Origin of the sequence: uncultured Roseibium sp., assembly GCF_947499295.1 — a bacterium.
GTDB lineage: Bacteria > Pseudomonadota > Alphaproteobacteria > Rhizobiales > Stappiaceae > Roseibium.
Window position 1 is genome coordinate 118636 of the sequence record NZ_CANMNP010000004.1, and the last position, 17519, is coordinate 136154.

The 17519-nt window shown below is 55.0% G+C and carries 21 protein-coding genes; 15 read left to right on the forward strand and 6 right to left on the reverse strand.

Features of this window, described 5'->3' with window-relative positions; all coding sequences use genetic code 11:
- The 6 genes from yidC to Q0835_RS08910 all read left to right on the forward strand — a co-directional run bounded on the left by yidC (window position 1) and on the right by Q0835_RS08910 (window position 6065).
- Window positions 1–1836: a membrane protein insertase YidC gene (yidC, locus tag Q0835_RS08885; RefSeq protein WP_298960359.1), complete on the forward strand. Its 1836-nt coding sequence runs from the start codon at window positions 1–3 to the stop codon at window positions 1834–1836.
- A 203-nt stretch (window positions 1837–2039) separates the two neighbouring features.
- Window positions 2040–2720 (forward strand): CatB-related O-acetyltransferase, encoded by a 681-nt coding sequence (locus Q0835_RS08890; protein WP_298960361.1) that lies wholly within the window; start codon window positions 2040–2042, stop codon window positions 2718–2720.
- Window positions 2721–2730: 10 nt separating this feature from the next.
- Entirely contained in the window at window positions 2731–3378 is a 648-nt protein-coding gene (gene yihA, locus Q0835_RS08895) for a ribosome biogenesis GTP-binding protein YihA/YsxC (RefSeq protein WP_298821195.1), read from the forward strand.
- A 118-nt stretch (window positions 3379–3496) separates the two neighbouring features.
- Window positions 3497–4384 (forward strand): acetylglutamate kinase, encoded by an 888-nt coding sequence (argB, locus tag Q0835_RS08900; RefSeq protein ID WP_298821197.1) that lies wholly within the window; start codon window positions 3497–3499, stop codon window positions 4382–4384.
- Window positions 4381–5130 (forward strand): pyrimidine 5'-nucleotidase, encoded by a 750-nt coding sequence (locus Q0835_RS08905; protein WP_298960364.1) that lies wholly within the window; start codon window positions 4381–4383, stop codon window positions 5128–5130. The genes argB and Q0835_RS08905 overlap by 4 nt, the downstream gene beginning before the upstream one ends.
- A 71-nt stretch (window positions 5131–5201) precedes the next feature.
- The gene (locus Q0835_RS08910; protein ID WP_298821200.1) at window positions 5202–6065 is read left to right on the forward strand and encodes a LysR substrate-binding domain-containing protein; all 864 of its coding nucleotides are present in this window, start codon (window positions 5202–5204) and stop codon (window positions 6063–6065) included.
- A 141-nt stretch (window positions 6066–6206) separates the two neighbouring features.
- Here the strand turns inward: Q0835_RS08910 and Q0835_RS08915 are convergent, their stop codons facing one another.
- Entirely contained in the window at window positions 6207–6998 is a 792-nt protein-coding gene (locus Q0835_RS08915; protein WP_298960367.1) for a ChbG/HpnK family deacetylase, read from the reverse strand.
- A 222-nt stretch (window positions 6999–7220) separates the two neighbouring features.
- Here Q0835_RS08915 and Q0835_RS08920 point away from each other — a divergent pair, with 222 nt between their 5' ends.
- From Q0835_RS08920 to Q0835_RS08930, 3 genes are all read left to right on the forward strand, one after another.
- Complete coding sequence (locus Q0835_RS08920) at window positions 7221–7601, forward strand: hypothetical protein (protein WP_298821202.1); 381 nt, start codon at window positions 7221–7223, stop codon at window positions 7599–7601.
- A 102-nt stretch (window positions 7602–7703) separates the two neighbouring features.
- Window positions 7704–8216 carry an aggregation factor core gene (locus Q0835_RS08925; RefSeq protein WP_298960370.1) on the forward strand — a complete coding sequence of 171 codons (513 nt, stop codon included), beginning with the start codon at window positions 7704–7706 and terminating at the stop codon, window positions 8214–8216.
- 301 nt (window positions 8217–8517) lie between these two features.
- On the forward strand, window positions 8518–9282 hold the full coding sequence (locus Q0835_RS08930; protein WP_298960373.1) for a hypothetical protein: 765 nt from the start codon (window positions 8518–8520) through the stop codon (window positions 9280–9282).
- 105 nt (window positions 9283–9387) lie between these two features.
- On the opposite strand, the gene Q0835_RS08935 is transcribed toward Q0835_RS08930, so the two are convergent.
- From Q0835_RS08935 to Q0835_RS08945, 3 genes are all read right to left on the reverse strand, one after another.
- Entirely contained in the window at window positions 9388–10881 is a 1494-nt protein-coding gene (locus Q0835_RS08935; RefSeq protein WP_298960376.1) for a TIGR01777 family oxidoreductase, read from the reverse strand.
- Window positions 10881–11489 carry a DUF4166 domain-containing protein gene (locus Q0835_RS08940; protein ID WP_298960379.1) on the reverse strand — a complete coding sequence of 203 codons (609 nt, stop codon included), beginning with the start codon at window positions 11487–11489 and terminating at the stop codon, window positions 10881–10883. Before Q0835_RS08940 ends, Q0835_RS08935 begins: the two co-directional genes overlap by 1 nt.
- Window positions 11490–11560: 71 nt before the next feature.
- Entirely contained in the window at window positions 11561–12121 is a 561-nt protein-coding gene (locus Q0835_RS08945) for a MarR family transcriptional regulator (protein ID WP_298960382.1), read from the reverse strand.
- Window positions 12122–12324: 203 nt separating this feature from the next.
- Here Q0835_RS08945 and Q0835_RS08950 point away from each other — a divergent pair, with 203 nt between their 5' ends.
- Window positions 12325–12513 carry a hypothetical protein gene (locus Q0835_RS08950; RefSeq protein ID WP_366142332.1) on the forward strand — a complete coding sequence of 63 codons (189 nt, stop codon included), beginning with the start codon at window positions 12325–12327 and terminating at the stop codon, window positions 12511–12513.
- Between the two features lie 186 nt (window positions 12514–12699).
- Here the strand turns inward: Q0835_RS08950 and Q0835_RS08955 are convergent, their stop codons facing one another.
- Entirely contained in the window at window positions 12700–13161 is a 462-nt protein-coding gene (locus Q0835_RS08955; RefSeq protein ID WP_298821213.1) for a DUF302 domain-containing protein, read from the reverse strand.
- A gap of 310 nt (window positions 13162–13471) precedes the next feature.
- On the opposite strand from Q0835_RS08955, the gene Q0835_RS08960 reads away from it, so the two are divergent.
- From Q0835_RS08960 to Q0835_RS08970, 3 genes are read left to right on the forward strand one after another with little or no spacing between them, the layout of a single operon-like run.
- On the forward strand, window positions 13472–13786 hold the full coding sequence (locus Q0835_RS08960; protein ID WP_298960385.1) for a metalloregulator ArsR/SmtB family transcription factor: 315 nt from the start codon (window positions 13472–13474) through the stop codon (window positions 13784–13786).
- Window positions 13783–14172: an SRPBCC domain-containing protein gene (locus tag Q0835_RS08965; RefSeq protein ID WP_298960388.1), complete on the forward strand. Its 390-nt coding sequence runs from the start codon at window positions 13783–13785 to the stop codon at window positions 14170–14172. Before Q0835_RS08960 ends, Q0835_RS08965 begins: the two co-directional genes overlap by 4 nt.
- 44 nt (window positions 14173–14216) lie before the next feature.
- Window positions 14217–14822 (forward strand): ATP-dependent Clp protease proteolytic subunit, encoded by a 606-nt coding sequence (locus Q0835_RS08970; protein WP_298960391.1) that lies wholly within the window; start codon window positions 14217–14219, stop codon window positions 14820–14822.
- A 317-nt stretch (window positions 14823–15139) separates the two neighbouring features.
- Here the strand turns inward: Q0835_RS08970 and Q0835_RS08975 are convergent, their stop codons facing one another.
- On the reverse strand, window positions 15140–15787 hold the full coding sequence (locus tag Q0835_RS08975) for a GntR family transcriptional regulator (RefSeq protein WP_298821222.1): 648 nt from the start codon (window positions 15785–15787) through the stop codon (window positions 15140–15142).
- 167 nt (window positions 15788–15954) lie between these two features.
- Here Q0835_RS08975 and dctP point away from each other — a divergent pair, with 167 nt between their 5' ends.
- Window positions 15955–16899, forward strand: coding sequence for a TRAP transporter substrate-binding protein DctP (dctP, locus tag Q0835_RS08980; protein ID WP_298960745.1), 945 nt, complete (start codon window positions 15955–15957; stop codon window positions 16897–16899).
- 69 nt (window positions 16900–16968) lie between these two features.
- Entirely contained in the window at window positions 16969–17517 is a 549-nt protein-coding gene (locus tag Q0835_RS08985) for a TRAP transporter small permease subunit (protein ID WP_298960393.1), read from the forward strand.
- The last annotated feature ends 2 nt before the right edge of the window (window positions 17518–17519 follow it).

Below are 17519 nucleotides of genomic sequence, written 5' to 3' on the forward strand. Positions count from 1 at the left end.
TTGACGTCAGATAACCGAAATACGATTCTCGCGGTCGTTCTGTCCCTGATTGTTCTGATTGGCTGGCAGATGTTCATCGCCGTGCCTTATCAAGAACGCCAACAGGCAGATCTTGAAGCCCAGCAACGCGCACAAGGCACAAGCCAGACGACAGCGACCGGCGTCAATCCGGATGCACCGCAACCGTCGACGGCGACCCCGGGCGCAGGTACCACAGCACCGGGCCAAACAGCGGGCGGTCAAGTCAACTTCGCCAATCGCGACCAGGCCCTTGCCGCGTCCCAGCGCGTGGTCATCGACACACCCCGCCTTGAAGGGTCGATCAGTCTGACCGGTGGACGACTGGATGACCTGCGTTTGAAGGATTATCACGAGACTGTCGACAAAAGCAGCCCGACCATTGTGCTGTTTTCACCAAAGGGCAGCCCCACTCCCTATTATACCGACTATGGATGGGTCGCCGATCCAGGTGCCGAGGTCACACTTCCTGGACCCGACACACTCTGGTCCGTAGAGGGCTCCGCGTCTCTCACGCCGGCCACGCCCCTGACACTCACATGGGACAATGGTTCAGGCCTGACCTTCAAGCGGACCTATTCGGTGGACGAGGACTACATGTTCACCGTCGACCAGTCCGTCGAGAACGCCTCGTCAACAGAGGTCACGCTCTATCCCTATGGTTTGATTGCCCGCAACGGCATCCCGGAAACCAGCGGCATCTGGATCCTGCATGAAGGTCTTCTCGGGGTCTTCGGTGAAGAAGGCCTTCAGGAAGTCGACTATTCCGACCTTGAGGACGAAGGCTCTGTCCGTCCGGCCAAAGTCGACCAGGGATGGCTCGGCATTACCGACAAGTACTGGGCTGCAACGCTGATTCCCGTCCCGGGTCAGGAATTCCAACCCGGCTTCAGTCATTCGCCTGCAACCGGCAATTTCCAGGCTGACTATCTCGGCAATGGTGTTGTTGTTGCCGCAGGCGGCAACGGAGAAACCAGTTCCTATCTCTTTGCAGGTGCCAAGGAAACCAAGCTTCTGGATGCTTACGAGGAAGCCCTCAGCATCAAGCAGTTCGAGCTTCTGATCGACTGGGGCTGGTTCTACTTTTTGACCAAGCCGATGTTCTTTGCCATCGACTATTTCTTCCACCTGATCGGCAACTTCGGTGTGGCTATTCTGGTGGTGACGGTTCTGATCAAACTGGTCTTCTTCCCGCTCGCCAACAAGTCTTATGTGTCGATGAGCAAGATGAAGCTTGTTCAGCCGCAGATGACGGAAATCCGCGAAAAATACGCGGATGATCGTCAAAAGCAGCAACAGGCATTGATGGAGCTCTACAAGCAGGAAAAGATCAATCCGTTGGCAGGCTGTCTGCCGATCCTGATCCAGATCCCGGTGTTCTTTGCGCTCTACAAGGTCCTGTTCGTCACGATCGAAATGCGCCATGCGCCCTTCTTCGGCTGGATCCAAGATCTTTCTGCGCCTGATCCAACTTCCCTGTTCAATCTCTTCGGACTGATCCCCTGGGATCCACCGCAGCTGCTTATGCTCGGCGTCTGGCCGCTGATCATGGGTATCACCATGTTCGTTCAGATGAAGATGAACCCGGCTCCGCCCGATCCGACGCAGCAGATGATCTTCACCTGGATGCCTGTGGTGTTCACTTTCATGCTGGCGTCGTTCCCGGCCGGCCTGGTGATTTACTGGGCCTGGAACAACTCGCTCTCGATTGCCCAGCAATATGTGATCATGCGCAGGCAAGGTGCCAAGGTAGAGCTTTGGGACAATCTCGGTTCCATGTTCAAGAAAAAGAAACCGGCTGCAAACGACAAGAGCTAGAGGGGCTGACAAGCCCAGGTTGAACTGCTAAACACCAAGGCCTCGCCAGCTGGCGAGGCCTTTTTTTGTTCCTAGAGGAGTGCATCGACCAATGATCCGATGAAGCAAGACCTGACCAACAAGGCGAAGTCGCCGGCCGGCAGGTCGTCCGCGCAAACAGCGCAGTTCTCTCTTCCCTTGATTTCTTGCCAATTGGAGGTCACATGCACGGCCCGTCCCCCGATACTCTTCATCCGTTCAAGGGCGAACCGCACACGGTTTTCCTTAAAAACACGATCACGCGTCCGAATATCGAAGTCGGCGATTATTCCTATTATCATGATGCTGAAGATGCGACCGATTTTGAAAATCGCAATGTACGGTACCACTTTGAATTCATTGGTGATCGGCTGAAAATCGGCAGGTTCTGTGCGCTTGCACAGGGCACCACTTTCATTATGAACGGCGCCAACCACGCGATGACCGGGTTTTCGACGTATCCCTTCCACATCTTTGACGATGCCTGGCATGGGCAATTCGAACCGGGCAGTATTTTCGATCATTTGCGCGGCGATACGATCGTTGAAAATGATGTCTGGTTCGGCACCAATGCCACTGTTATGCCAGGCGTCACAATTTGCTCTGGCGCCATAGTTGGCGCTCATTCCGTGGTCGCATCGGATGTCCCCCCTTACGCGATCGTGGTCGGCAACCCTGCACGCATCGTCAAACTTCGCTTCGATGAGGCAACAATCGAACGGCTGCTGGAGATTGCCTGGTGGAACTGGCCGATAGCCAAGATCAGCCAGAACCTCAAAGCCATCTGGGGTGCCGACATTGCCGCCCTGGAGCGCGCTGAGTGCGAGCCTGAGAGTGATCTCGACGTGGCAGCTGAAGCAGGGTAGAAGGCCCGTCATGACAGACGAACAAGACTTTTCCCCTGAAGACCTGGAGGCGGGCAGACTGCTTTTTGCCCGCCCCTGGGAGTTTCTGACCAGCGTGACCGACATGGCCAATCTGCCGGATGCGGCAGAAGCGGAAATTGCATTTGCGGGACGTTCCAACGTGGGCAAGTCCAGCCTGATCAATGCCCTGACCGGACGCAAGGGACTGGCGCGGACATCGTCAACGCCCGGGCGAACCCAGATGCTCAACTTCTTTGTCGCCCCGGACACGCCGCTGACCATCGTCGATATGCCCGGCTATGGATATGCACAGGCTCCCAAGGAGCTTGTCGAAGCCTGGACCAACCTCGTGTTTTCCTACCTCCGGGGCCGCCCGAACCTGCGCCGGGTCATCCTGCTTATCGACAGCCGCCATGGCATCAAGAAAAACGACCTTGAAGCGATGGACCTGCTCGACAAAGCAGCCGTCGTCTATCAGGTGGTTCTGACCAAGGCTGACAAGATCAAGCCGCCACAGCTGAAACGTCTGATCGCCGACACCCAGGCCGCCCTTGCAAAACGCGTTGCAGCGCACCCGCAAATCATCGCGACATCCTCAGAAAAGAACCAGGGGATCGATAAGCTGCGCGCCGAACTCTGCCTGCTGGCCAATCAATAGATACAGTTCCATTGTGCCGCAAAGCGCTCGGAGCTGATGATTGTGAACACCGGGCAAACCGGCTATAGCAGGGATCCTTCGCGTTCCGTTCCGAGAAGTTGTTGAGTATTCCACACCTATGACCACCCCCGAAACCGCCAACCGCGCCCACATTATTGCTCACGCGCTGCCCTACATGCAGCGCTACGACAACAAGACCGTTGTCGTGAAATACGGCGGCCACGCCATGGGTGATCCAGAGTTGGGCCAGGCTTTTGCGCGCGACATCACGTTGCTGCGCCAGTCAGGCGTCAACCCGGTCGTGGTTCATGGCGGCGGGCCGCAGATCGGTAAGATGCTGCAAAGGCTCAACATCGTCAGCGAATTCAAGGGTGGCTTGAGGGTCACCGACAAGGCAACGGTTGAAGTTGTTGAAATGGTGCTGGCCGGTGCCATCAACAAAGAAATCGTTCAGATGATCAATTCCGAAGGTGGCCGGGCTGTCGGATTGTGCGGCAAAGACGGAAACCTCGTGACGGCACGCAAGCTGCAGCGAACCGTGGTCGATCCTGACAGCAACATTGAAAGCGTTGTGGATCTGGGTTTTGTCGGCGAACCGGCAGATGTCAATCCGACGGTGCTCAGACTGGTCCTCAAGGAAGATATCATTCCGGTTATTGCACCGGTTGCGCCGGGTGATGACGGAGAGACCTACAACATCAATGCCGACACTGCCGCAGGAGCTATCGCAGGGGCCCTGAATGCCACGCGTCTGCTTTTCCTGACAGATGTTCCAGGTGTACTCGACAAGGATGGCAACCTCATCAAGCAACTAACCGTTGCCAATGCCCGTGAGCTGATTGCGGACGGCACGATATCGGGTGGAATGATCCCCAAGGTCGAGACCTGTATTGAAGCGCTTGACCAGGGTGTGGAAGGCGTTGTGATCCTGAACGGCAAGGTTTCACATGCGGTGCTTCTGGAGCTGTTCACCGATGCCGGCGCCGGGACGTTGATCATACCGTGACGGGAAAACGCCCCCTGCCCCATGAGGGCTCGCACGCACACCGTCATGACCTCCGCCTCTTCAAGGGAGTCGAAGCCTGGATCTTTGATCTCGATAACACGCTTTATCCCCATGATGCGGACCTGTTCTCGCAAATCAACGAACAGATTGCTCAATTTGTACAAGACCTCCTGGGGCTCCCGCGCGAAGAGGCCATGGCGCACCAGAAAGCGCTTTATCACGCACATGGAACGACGCTGCGGGGCCTGATGAGCGAACACAGCATCGACCCCGATGCCTATCTCCGCTTCGTGCATGACATTGACTATTCAAATCTGGCACCGAACCCGGAACTCGGCCGCGCGATTGCAGCGCTGCCGGGCAAGAAATTCATTTTTACCAACGGCGACCGTCCGCATGCGGAGCGTACCGCAGTCGCACTCGGCATTTCCGATCATTTTGAAGACATCTTCGACATCGTGTCAGCGGATCTGATCCCGAAACCGAACCGGGAAACCTATGACAAGTTTCTTGCGCGAACCGGCGTTTCGTCTGCGCGCTCGGCCATGTTCGAGGACCTTTCAAAAAACCTGAAAGTGCCGCACCAACTCGGCATGTGTACAACTCTGATCGTTCCCACCGGCTCCAGAGAGCTCTTCCGCGATAGCTGGGACATGGAAGGCGATCCCTATCCACACGTTGACTTCGTTACCGACGAGCTGACCGGGTTCTTGAAGTCCGTTCTGGGCGCTCTGGCACAGGCCTGAACAGCTACTCTGGTGGTCAGGTGCCAACTTCGCTAGATTGAGGAAAACTCAACGACGGAGTTCTATGGCTTATGGCGTCCCTGCGCGCACTTCATGCCTTTTCCCTGCTGGCCCGCCATGGCCGCGCTGCCATGGCAGCGGAAAAGCTCGGCGTCTCACCTTCCGCGTTGTCACACCTGATGCGCAAACTTGAGAGCGAGCTTGGCGCGACACTTGTCAATCGGGACGGACGCGGCCTGACGCTGACAGAAGAAGGACAACGACTTGCGCTGAGCCTTGGCGATGCATTCGACCGCATTGAAGAGGCTGTCGACAGTTTCCGGCGGCGCGGACGCACCGAACTCAGGATCAGCACAGTTTCGACATTTGCCACGCGCTGGCTGATCCCGCGCTTGCCGTCCTTTCAGGATAGCCAACCCGATGTGGAGTTGCTGTTGTCGGCCTCGACGCGCATGGTTGACCTCGACCGGGAAAACTACGATTGCGCCATTCGTCTGGGGACCGGCAACTGGCCCAGCGTTGAAAGCCATCTGCTTTGGCAGGAACATTTGGCGGTTGCCTTGGCGCCTGCCCTTTTAAGCGGAAAGGATCCGGCAGACCCGGGCATTCTGCTGAAACTGAGACTGCTGCACAGCGCATCCAGACGCAACGATTGGGCGGTTTGGCTGAAGGCTGCAGGCCTCAGCCACCCGGACCTGAATTCCGGAATGGTCCTGCAAAGCCGGGACCTTGCAATCCAGGCCGCCATAGCAGGTATGGGAGCAATCGTGATCGACAGGCGATTTGTCTCCCAGGAACTTGAGGCCGGGCATTTGATCATGCCGGACTGGAAAGTGCTTGAGCTGGAGACCGGCTACTGGTTCGTCCGCTCGCCCGCGCGCACGTTAACGCGGCCTGTGGCGGCTTTTCGGGACTGGCTCCAGGCAACGGCCTAAACCGCAATCTGTCTCTTTTGGTTCAGCTAGTCGCCCGACAAACCTATCGCCACAAGCTTTGCCCGGCCTATGAGGCAGTCAATTATCACCTCTTTCAAGGACACGGCGATTGACTGGACAAAAGCAGGCACCTTTGAAAGCCTAAAGGTCACGGTAACTGATCAAGTCAATTCCAAGCCTTTCGACCGTTTCACGAACGAGCGGGCTTTTCAGCGTTTCAAGGCAGGTCCATCTGTCCCGATCGACGTCTTCGTAACCCTGATGCCCCAACATGGCGAGTTCATCGGACTGAATGGCTGGATGATCGATAAAGATGTAAGTGCCCGCATTCAGTTCTGACAAGTTTTCGCAAAACGCCGCTACACGATTTTCAGTCAGACGTGGTGTTGGAGGATACCCTTGAATGCGTGGAAGTCCGTGCCCGAATGCATCGTCCTTCAGGCCGAACTCCTCGCAAAGGTCGCTTATAATTTCACCAAGCCGGGATTCAAAGTCTGCAAAGTGCCTGACCATATGAGCGCTGACATGACTGGCGCTGCGAAACGTGCGAACGCCCAGTTCGATTTGCGCCCGAAATTCCGCCGCGACTTCATCCAGACGCCAATCAACGTCCTGCAAGGCACGGCGCTCGTCCCCTGAGCGCGATGACAGAAGCGGAAGAAGGTTGCCGGAGGCGTCGACAAGGCTCCTTGCGGCCGTCAATGGCCGCCACTTGATACGATCCCACTCGCTTGAGAGCGTCAGATGGATGCCGATGTCAATTTGTGGCCGCTCATTGAAAATTTCGGCGGCATGCGCAATCCAAGCACAGGGCATCATGACCTCGACGCTGCGGGCAATTCCGTTGAGACATGCATCCAGACACCCGGCATTTGATGCATGGCACGATCCTGCATCATCAGCTCTCACAAGCAATCTGACGGCTGAAGACACGGGTTATCCTCCTCGTTGACTGATCGCAGCCTAAGCCCTGACCGCGCAAAGCCGCATTAAAATGATTGCCATATTTCGTCACACCGCATGCTTTGAACATGTCGTTCATATGGCCGCAACAGGCCCATTCCCTTGCGTTAACCTTTGATTATCCTCATACTCTTGATCTGGGCTGGCACAAAGGAAACAAGAATTGCCGTCCAGTCTTCAATGGGGGTTGATATGCGTAAGGGGCTGGTGAGCGCCGTAATTTTGGTGTTCTCGTTTGTTTATCTTGTTACCAGCGTTGCACCTGTTTCGGCAGAAACACTGGTCTGGCGATTTGAAAGCAAACATTCGAAAATCGTGGATGTTGAACTTTATTCAGACAGCCGGCGCGGACACGTCTGGCCCGGCAACAACAAGATTTACGTGCTCGACGATTATTCCGTCAAAACGATCAGCATCTCCTGCCGGAACGGCGAGAAGATCTGCTACGGCGCGTGGGTTCGCAACCGCTCAAACCTTTATTGGGGTGTCGGTTACAAGAACCGGAACCGTTGCTCAAGCTGCTGTTACACCTGCAATGGTGGCCAGACAAAGGTGATCGTTCTCAACCCGTAAGGTTACGAGCGGCGACTATGCCAATACCGGTGGCTATGCGATGATCCGCTTTCAGCGGCGGGACGTATCTCGAGCATTGTTTGTTTTATGTTGGAGGCCGTCATGAATTTCACAAAGCATCTCGCGGCGACGTCGATTGCAGCTGCTGCGCTCTTGTTGTCGAGTGCCGCCCAAGCCGATTTGCGCGTCGATTTTAAAGAAGGCGCTCCCAAGGACGCGTTTCGGTTCGAAAACATCGGAGTGTGTTCCATAACCAATTCATCCATCACACTTGACCTTGCAACGTCTTCGGCCGGTCTGATTTTTGACGTCACGGACCAAGGGGCCGGCGTCGAAGTGTTCCAACCGTTCGAACTGATCGAGGGGGCCGATGCTCTTGCAAGAGTACCCGATGTGCTGGACGGCCAGACAAAGATCGAACTGAGCATTTCAGATCTTGCCCCAGGCGCGGCAATCGCCTTCACGATCGATGTTGATGATACGAAGGGACAGCGGGCCATCACCGTTTCCGGCTCTGAAATCGAAGGGGCGACGGTCATATACCGGAACGACATAGAGAAAGCCCTTGCGACGTTTTCTTCTGTTGCGCGCGCAAGCGTCACCCGTGCCTGTTAGCGCACAACACAGCCTACCCGCGATATCGGGACACCTCGCCCGCTGTTAGCCGCAAACGTGAAACCGGATTGTCTCGACCCGAAAAGTCCTTGGCGCTAAGGTATGCGTTTATAATAATTTGCGTTCCGGCCGCTCGGTGAACGATTGTGCTCAAGGCGCAAACGGCGAAGAAACCCCGATTGGTTTGCGGGCTTTCACAGCGCGGTCAATCCCCTTTACTGGGCGATCCTAGGGATGCCGCCGGACCTTGCACGGGCATGCAAGCAGCCTTTAGCGGACCTTGCAAAGGAAGGCTTCGGTTATGTTTTGGGATAAGATTGAACCAGTCATTACAGCGCCTCTCCAAGACGCCGTCGACAATGCATATGCGGTTTTCGGGCGCTACCGCCTTTCCGGAACAATTGTCCATTGCGATTGCCCCTCATGCATGATGCCTGAGGTCGCCGCGAAACTCTCCAGTCTTCCCTTAAAGAATATCGGCGTCGACCTCTTGTCGGAATATACCAATTCCGCGCACGGCTACGATCGTGGGCAGATAGAGATCGAGTTCAAATATTTTTTGCCAAGGTATTTCGACCTGATCGCACAGTGCCAACCGCCTTCGCCGCTCGACCTTGAATTCTGCCTCCGCAGGCTGGACGGATACCGGAACAACTGGCCGGATGATGAAATCGAAACGGTCGATACATTCTTCGATGCCTTTCTGGAGGCCAGTCTCCGGCAGGGACGTCTTTTGAAATGGCCCGTCGGGTACCGGTTAGAATTCGACATTGGCGCGATCCTTGCCATGATCGTCCTAGCGGGCGGCGACCTGAAGCGTGCGCTTTCAGTGATCGACCGCGTCACCGGCCCGATCACGGGCGTTCATCTGGCCAGCCTACGCATGGAGCTGCAGATGAGGGACAGCGAACTGATTTATGACAATGCTTTCCTCGATGACCACCCGGATGCAGCATTGGAAATCGGCCGCTGGCTGGAAAGCAATGGTGTCATGGAACGCATTCTCGCAGCGGCCGATCAACTTGGCGGGGGAGACTATGATGACATCTTGAACTTCGGTTTTTAGAGCATCTTCAGTTTCGTGGTGCCGATCCATACCGGAAATCGCAGAACCCGTTGAAGATAGGCGCGAGATTGAAGCCCCCCCGCCTCTCGTCACTGCGGCTACAGGTCATGCTGCAGATCGAATGCCCTGCTCCGCACGGGCGGGTAATGACTGGCGTGCGCCGGTAATCGCCCGCAGCATTGGCGCCAGACGCGGATGGCGGAACCTGAAGCCGGACTGGCTCAGTCTTGAGGGCACCACGCGCTGACCGGCCAGCATTGTCTCCCGGCCCATATCTCCCAACGCAAAAGACAGAAGCCAGGCCGGAAACCGCAGGATCGCGGTTCTGGAGAGCGCCTGCGCAAGTTCCTTGGTGAACTCGGTGTTGCGGACCGGTTCGGGCGCCGTGGCATTGATGGCTCCTCTCAAGGTATCGTCAGACATCGCACGAACAATGACACGGATCAGGTCATCACGTTCGATCCAGGACATCCATTGCCGGCCGGTCCCTATCACCACACCTCCGAAGAACTCGAATGGTGTCAGGAGCCTCGCGAGCATGCCACCTTCCACGCCAAGGACGAGACCGATCCGAAGAATGACGACACGAACATTTAACTGGCCGATTGCAGCCGCTGATCGTTCCCACTGATCGCATACTTCATGGACAAATGCCGGATCCGGATCGGTGTCTTCTGTGAGAAGCTCATCTCCCCGCAAACCATACCAGCCGACCGCAGATCCACTGACAAGACAGGCCGGTTTGCAGTCCAGTCGTCTGATGAGCTCTTGAAGTGCTTTGGTGGTCTTAACCCGTGAATTGATGATCACAGCCCGTTTCCTCGCCGTCCAGAGGCCGTTTGCCACAGGTTCTCCTGCAAGGTTCACGACAACGTCCAGGCGGTCTGCATTATGAATTTGATCAAGGCTCGTAATCACGCGAACGGGATGCGCAAGCTCATCGAGGTTTTTCAAATTTCGCGTCAGAACGGTCACAAAGTGACCGGAAGCAACAAGGCATTCAACAAGCCGCCTGCCGACAAACCCCGTCCCGCCAGTAACAAGAATATGTAGGCGCGGTGGTAGACCTGCGGCCAGGACAGCCGGGTTCCCCCTTTCAAGTCTTTCGCTTCTGGAGGCCGCAAGCAAATCGCGCGCACTGAAAAGACCGACGCCCAGGGCAGCCAGCGTTGCCATCGCGCTCCACCAGCCATAGTTGGCTGGATAGATCGCGCTGGGGCGCAAGGACCAATCCCAGAGAACCGGCGCGGCCAGGGCTAGAATTGCACCGTAGTTCAATGCCAGCAATGTATGGTTGATACGTTCGGTCCAGGGCAGTTTTCGGGTCAGGTCCTCCTCGACAAAGTCCCAAAGTGTTATCAGCACTTCAAGGAGCAGAATGAAGGTCAGGGCAACTGTGAAAAATCCATGTGGTTCGGTCCAACCGAAACACAGGAAGATAATCGCGTAGAAGAAATTGCGGATGCCGTGCAAACGCAATTCCGTTTTCTGGGATGTGCGCCAGGCCAGCCGCTCGCTGCCTTCGTGATGCACAATTGTGTCGAAACCACCCATGAAAATCTGAATGGAAATCAGACACCAGAGCAAGGGACTGTCCATCAGTCATCCTCCTTGTCATGAAAAAGCGCGTCCTGCTGGATGAGTTCCCCGAACAAACGGCTCTTCAAGGTGAGCGAAAAAACGAAGTTCTTCTTTCCCAGATCACGGTGGGTGATGGTCAGATTGCCGGGCGCAAACCAGACTGGCAGGCGCAGGCGTCTCGTCCCCAACTGCACAAAGTAGTGGTCGCTTTCAAAGATCAGCGCATCTCCTGACGCACTTACCCGCAAGGCGATGCCCATCCCTGCCCCTATGTATTCTTCGATGCCGGTCGGTCCGGCAAAGCGCTTCGAGCTGTGAATGACCTGAGGAAAGCCAGCGGCGCGTCCATATTGGCGAATCCAGAACTGGCCATCACCCGCAATGTCTTCGGTTACCGATACGACCGCAGGCTGATTGGCCGACGACAGGTCGAAGGGCAGCGGACCACCGACCAAACGCGCAACCTGGGCCAGCAACCGGCCGGCGAGGTTCATGCGGATCGAAACGACCCGTCCCTGATAGACGACACTCGCACCTCCGCTGAGCCTTTTGCGAAAACGGCGATCCTGATATGTCTCGGGCAATGAGTTTGCCGATTGGCACAAAGCGGGGCTGTTCCTTCTCATCTTTGCACTTCCTCCTGTTGTGTCCGTTATTTCTGTATAAAGAGAAATTTTAGCTCAAATAAAAAGCCCGGCTATTTCTTGGACTTACCGCCGATCTTCAAGAGCGAAAAGATCTTGTCCCCCATCTTCATCAAAGTGGCGAGCTTCGATTTGGGAACGCTCAACATTTGAGCCGACCATCGGTCAGCTGTTGTCAAAAAGTCATGCATTTCCTGCATGCGCTTCAAGGCTACGGGGTCAATCCCCGTTTCTCCACCCGCTTGATCCACGCAGATCTCAATCGCACGGATGGCCGGGTCAATTTCCCGTTCCTTACGCCCCCTTGCGATCAATAGTGCCATTTCCCAAACATCGGTTTCAGCCACAAAATGCTCTCGCCTGTCTCCGGCGACAGGAACCCGTTGAATGAGACGCCAACCAACAAGTTCCTTCAAAGAGTTGGACACATTTGAACGTGCAATGCCGAGTTCTTCAGAAATATGCTCTGCATTCAAAGGAGCCGCGCTGAGGTATAGCAATGCATGGATCTGCGCTACCGAACGATTGACTCCCCATTGGCTACCCATGTCCCCCCAGTACAGGATGAACTTTTCCTTCGAAGAATTCTTGGCTATGTCAGTAATTTCTGTCATGACAGAAATATCTGACCTTCCTGACTGAATGTCAAGCTCCCATAGGGATACAGCAGAATTTCAAAGAGCAGAGTTCCTCAACATCGCCGCCTTGCAATGGCAAGCTATGTTCTGGAGATCCCAGACATCTTTCTGCCGGGGTTGCAATCTCCCGGGCTTGTCTATCCAAGCTGCTGGTCACCCATAAAACGGAACGGTGCCGAATGGTGACGGCTGAGCAGGAGGACCTGGAATTCGACCCAAGGATACTGAAATCGATCGTTCGTGATTTTGACGTCGACTTTGGTATCTATGCCAAGGTTTTAAAGGCAGGCACTGTTTCTTGCGGGCAAAGCGTGGAATTTAGTCCCGAAAAGGCTGCACTTATCGATCATCAAGAGCTCGGTATTTAACCGGCTAACTTTTAGCGGAAAACACGCGCTGAAACAATAAAACTCGAATTCCAGGAAGAATTTCGGCCAATGCCTGGAACAAATCAAAGACCTTCGACAGAACAGGACGAGGTGCGAGCCTGACCACCTGCACCCGCCTGCGTTTGAAGGCAGGCGGATATCAGGTACGTGTCTTGGCTCAGGCTGCTATTCCGCTGCCTTTGACGTCAGTTTTTTGAGCGCGCCAGTCATCGCGACGACGGACGGATGATCTGCTGGCAGGCCATGCGAACCGGCGAAAGCCTCCGGGGAGCGATACAAGATGATGGTGCCGTCAGGCGTTTCAACTGCAGACACCCGGATCGGCAGATCAAGGCCTGCTGCTTGGGCGTCGCGAATAATTGGCGTCCCGAGCTTCGGGTTGCCAAATATGAGAACCTCGTTGTCGGGTATTTCCATGTCAACACTCTCGCCGCCTTTGGCATGATCAATGCGCGCAAAGACTTTCGCCCCGGCGTTCTCGACCGCGGCACTCAACTTGTCGATCGTTTCTGAAACGGAATGCGGACTTGAGACCCGGACAAGCGTGCTGTCTTCTGCCAGAGCGGCCCCCGCATTGGCGACCATAAGTCCTGCGCCAACCATCGCTGCAAGAGTAGTTTTAGACATCATCGACTCCCGATTAATTATTGAACGGTTGCAATGCACCGCAAATTCGCGCGCCAAACCAATCAAAACTTCGTGGTGATGATAAGGCTGAGGTTCCAAGCCCCGACAAGCCCAGCTCAACGGGCTGGTAAACCGCTCCTAGCAGCCAATGCTGCGCTCGATCAAACTTGCGTCATAGGCTAAATCGCCGTGTTCGCAGCAATTGTGCGGCTCACCAAAAGGGTCGTTTCACATCCTGGCGCTCGCACTCTTAAACACGTCTGAACAGACGCAGCTTGCAAATTATATAAGTACATGCTTATGTATTGTCATGACAGAAAATGACATATTCAGGGCTCTGGCAGACCCGACACGGCGCGCAATTTTTGAGAAACTGGCGACTGGCAGCATGAATGCGAGTTCCTTGCGTGACGGTATGAAGATCAGCCAACCTGCAATGTCGCAGCACCTCGCCGTCCTTCACCAGGCAAAGCTGGTACGGCAGGAACGGAAGGGACGGTTCGTAAACTACGAAGTCGACCCGGACGGGCTGGCTTTGATTGCGAACTGGCTTGCGAAATATCGTGCCTATTGGCCAGAACGCATGGATGCGTTGAGAACTCTCTTGAAGGACATGGATCAGTGAGCAACCAGGACCCGGACGCAGAAGCTGTTGTAGATATCCTTGCCAGCAGTGAAGCCAGCGATCTCATCTTAAAATACGAACTCGACGCCCCGCCGGAGAAGGTCTGGCGGGCCATTACGATCCCCGAATTTAGAGAGCAGTGGTTGCCCGGCAAAGACCTTGCCGAGACAGAGCCTCTTGCCGAAGTTGCAGGTGAAGAGGTTTCCTACCGAATGAAGGACAGCGCGCCGCCCTATCTTGAAAGTGTCGTGGCATTTCAGCTGAGGCCTGAAGAAAACGGCGGCAGCATTCTTACCATCGTCCATCGTCTCACCGGCACACGTCAAATACCGATGGAGCCGAAGGCAGCAAACAACAACGAGCCGACCATGATGCTCGCTGCCTGACGCTGCTCTGACAATCGACATCAACAAGACACAGGAGTTCGCCCATGCGCGAAGCGGCACAACTCGTCCCTATGGTCGTGGAACAATCCAATCGAGGCGAGCGTTCTTTCGACATCTATTCCAGACTGCTTCGGGACCGGATCATATTCCTCAACGGTGAAGTCAACGACACGGTGTCAGCGCTTGTCTGTGCACAGTTGCTGTTTCTGGAAGCGGAAAGTCCGAAGAAGCCTATTCAGCTCTATATCAATTCACCGGGCGGCATGGTCACCAGCGGCTTTGCGATGTACGACACCATGCACCATATTCAGGCGCCTGTTCACACGCTTTGCATGGGAACGGCAAGGTCCATGGGCTCGTTTCTTCTTATGGCCGGCGAACCGGGCGAACGGTCGGTGCTGCCCAACGCCAACATTCTGATCCACCAACCATCCGGCGGCTTCCAGGGCCAGGCCTCCGACATGGCCATTCACGCGGAAGAAATCCTTCGCACAAAACAGCACATGACACGGCTTTATGCCGAACACTGCAACCGATCATTTGAGGAATTTGAACGTGCCATGGACCGGGACAATTTCATGACGCCGCAAGAAGCTCTGGACTGGGGCTTGGTCGACCGCATCCTGTCCAAACGTGAACCGGCTGATTGATCAGGACCCGGTTCGCCTCAAGCGACAAAAGCCAGTCAACTTCAGATTTGGCAGGGCATTAGAGAGATTAAATTGACGACGGCCACGCCTTGGCCATTTCAATTCTTGTGCCGGCATACCGGCAGTTTTGGCACGCTTTGTCTTCTGAAAGTACCGGGAGAGAAAGCTGTCAGGCAATTAAACCGCTGCAACCTCTCCCTGGTCAGACTTTTTCATCCTCGAAGATCTTCAGCCGCCCAGACGCAATGCATCGCCGATTGTCCGGAGATCAGTGAGCGTTGCGACCGGGTGTCAGAGCTTTTGCCGTTCAACGGGTTTTAGAAGTCTTCCATTGCCCTTAACAGACTTGGCAACCGCGCACCCTGAAGCATCATATGGTCTCGCATCAGCGCATTTGCGGCTTTGCTGTTCTTGCCGAAAATCGCGTCTGCAATGGCCTGGTGCTCTTCGACGGATTTCTCCAATCGGCCAACGACCTCATATGGCATCAATCTGTAGACATTGATGCGCGCCTGGATCTGTTCCAGCTGATCGCAGAGCCATTCGTTGCCGCTGGCATGATGAATGGCTGCGTGAAATGCCAGGTTCGCCTTCGCGTATTCAGGGATGTCCTCTGCATCGGCTGCGTCGACGCATTGCTGCAATCCACACTGGATCATTTTTCGATGCGATGCTGTCAGGTTCTCACTGGCCAAGCGTGCAGCCATGCCTTCGAGTTCAGCAGCGACTTCAAAAAGGTCATTAAGCTCTTTGGCTGTCAGAACGCGCACTATCGCCCCTTTGCGAGGCCGAGTCTCCAGCAAACCTGTGTCAACCATAGACCGAATGGCTTCGCGGATCGGTGTGCGGCTCACGCCGAAACGTTTGGCCAAATCCGCCTCTTCGAGTTGGTCACCCGGCTTCAGCAAACCACTGAAAATCTCATGTTTTAGTTGCTCAATGAGCGTGTCGGAAGCGCGAGCCATTGTCCGTCCTTTCTTCGGTTCTTCTACAGCTTGCCGGCCGTCATTTCCATACAAAAATAGCTTATATGAATATTTTTAATTGCTATATGTATACATATAAGCTACTTAAGCATCCATAAGGAGGAGCCGTCATGAACAATCTTTTGAAAACTTCGACGCTGACCGTGATGCTTTTGGGAGGCACAGCCCAGGCTGAAGAACTTCGTTTGTCCCACCAGTGGTCAACGAGCGATGTGCGTCACAAGGTGGCCCAGATCGTTGCAGATGAAGTGGCCGCAGCGGATGTCGATCTGGAGATTAAGATTTTTCCGTCGAAATCGCTCTTCAAACCCAGGGAGCAGTATCGGCCTCTATCTCGCGGCCAACTGGACATGGCCGTTTTTCCGCTGTCTTATGCAGGCGGTCAGCAACCATCGTTCAATCTTACGCTCATGCCCGGCCTTGTTAAAAACCATGACCACGCCGCGCGTCTGAGCCAGTCTCCCTTTATGGCGGCACTGGAAGAAAAGATGGCCGAAGATGACGTCATGGTGCTTGTCCATGGATATCTTGCCGGTGGTTTTGTCGGCAAAGACAAATGCATCACCAATCCCAAAGACGTTGAAGGCCTGCAAACGCGTGCGGCCGGCAAATCATTCGAACAAATGCTCGTGGGCGCGGGTGCATCGATCACTTCAATGGCGTCATCTGAAATCTATTCGGCCATGCAGACAGGTGTCTTGGATGCCGCCAACACATCTTCTTCTTCGTTTGTGTCGTATCGCATCTTTGAACAGGTCTCGTGCTACACGCCCGCCTCCGACATCGCTCTATGGTTTTTGTATCAGCCATTGCTGATGAACAAATCGACCTTTGAGGGTCTTGAGACCGAGCAGCAAACAGCCCTGCTTGCGGCATCGGAAAAGGCCGAGGCTTTCTATCTGGAACAGGCCAAGCTGCAGGACGCAGCATCGACCAAAGTCTTTAAGGAAGCAGGTGTCGAGATCGCGGAAATGACTGCAGAAGACTTCGCCGCTTGGCAAGCCCTGGCGCAGAACACATCCTACAAAGCCTTTGTTGATGATGTTCCAGGTGGCCAGGAGCTGCTGGACAAGGCCCTCGCAGTAGAGTGATGCCCGGCCATACCGGGGCATCCTTTCGGAGGCCCCGACTTTTCCCCCGCGATTGAAAGGAAGTGCGACATGGCTAGCCATGCTCCCTCGACCTATGTGCAGCCCGCAAGCACAAATCCGTTTGTCCGTACCGTTCAAATAATATCAACTGTTGCTGGCTGGGCGTCGGCGTCAATGATCCTGGGCGCAGTGATCCTGACCTGCCAAATGATTTTCGTTCGCTTTGTCTTGAATGGTTCAACAGTTTGGCAGACCGAGATCGTCGTTTATCTCGTCATTGCCGCAACCCTGGTCGGACTGCCTTTCGTGCAATGTCAACGGGGTCACGTGAACGTTGATCTGATCCCGATGGCGCTCCGCGCTCGGGCCCGTTTCAGCCTGGCGTGTCTAACTCTTTGCGGATCTATCATCATTACTGCGGTGATGCTGTTTTTTGGCTACGAGTATTGGCACTTTGCCCTGTCGCGCGGTTGGACCTCCGACACGGTTACCGCCGTTCCCTTATGGATCCCCTATCTGTCGCTCCCTATCGGATTTGGTCTGCTTCTATTGCAACTTTTCGCGGATTTGGTCGCGTTGCTGACAAAATCAGAGACACCATTCGGCCTGGAGGCGTAACC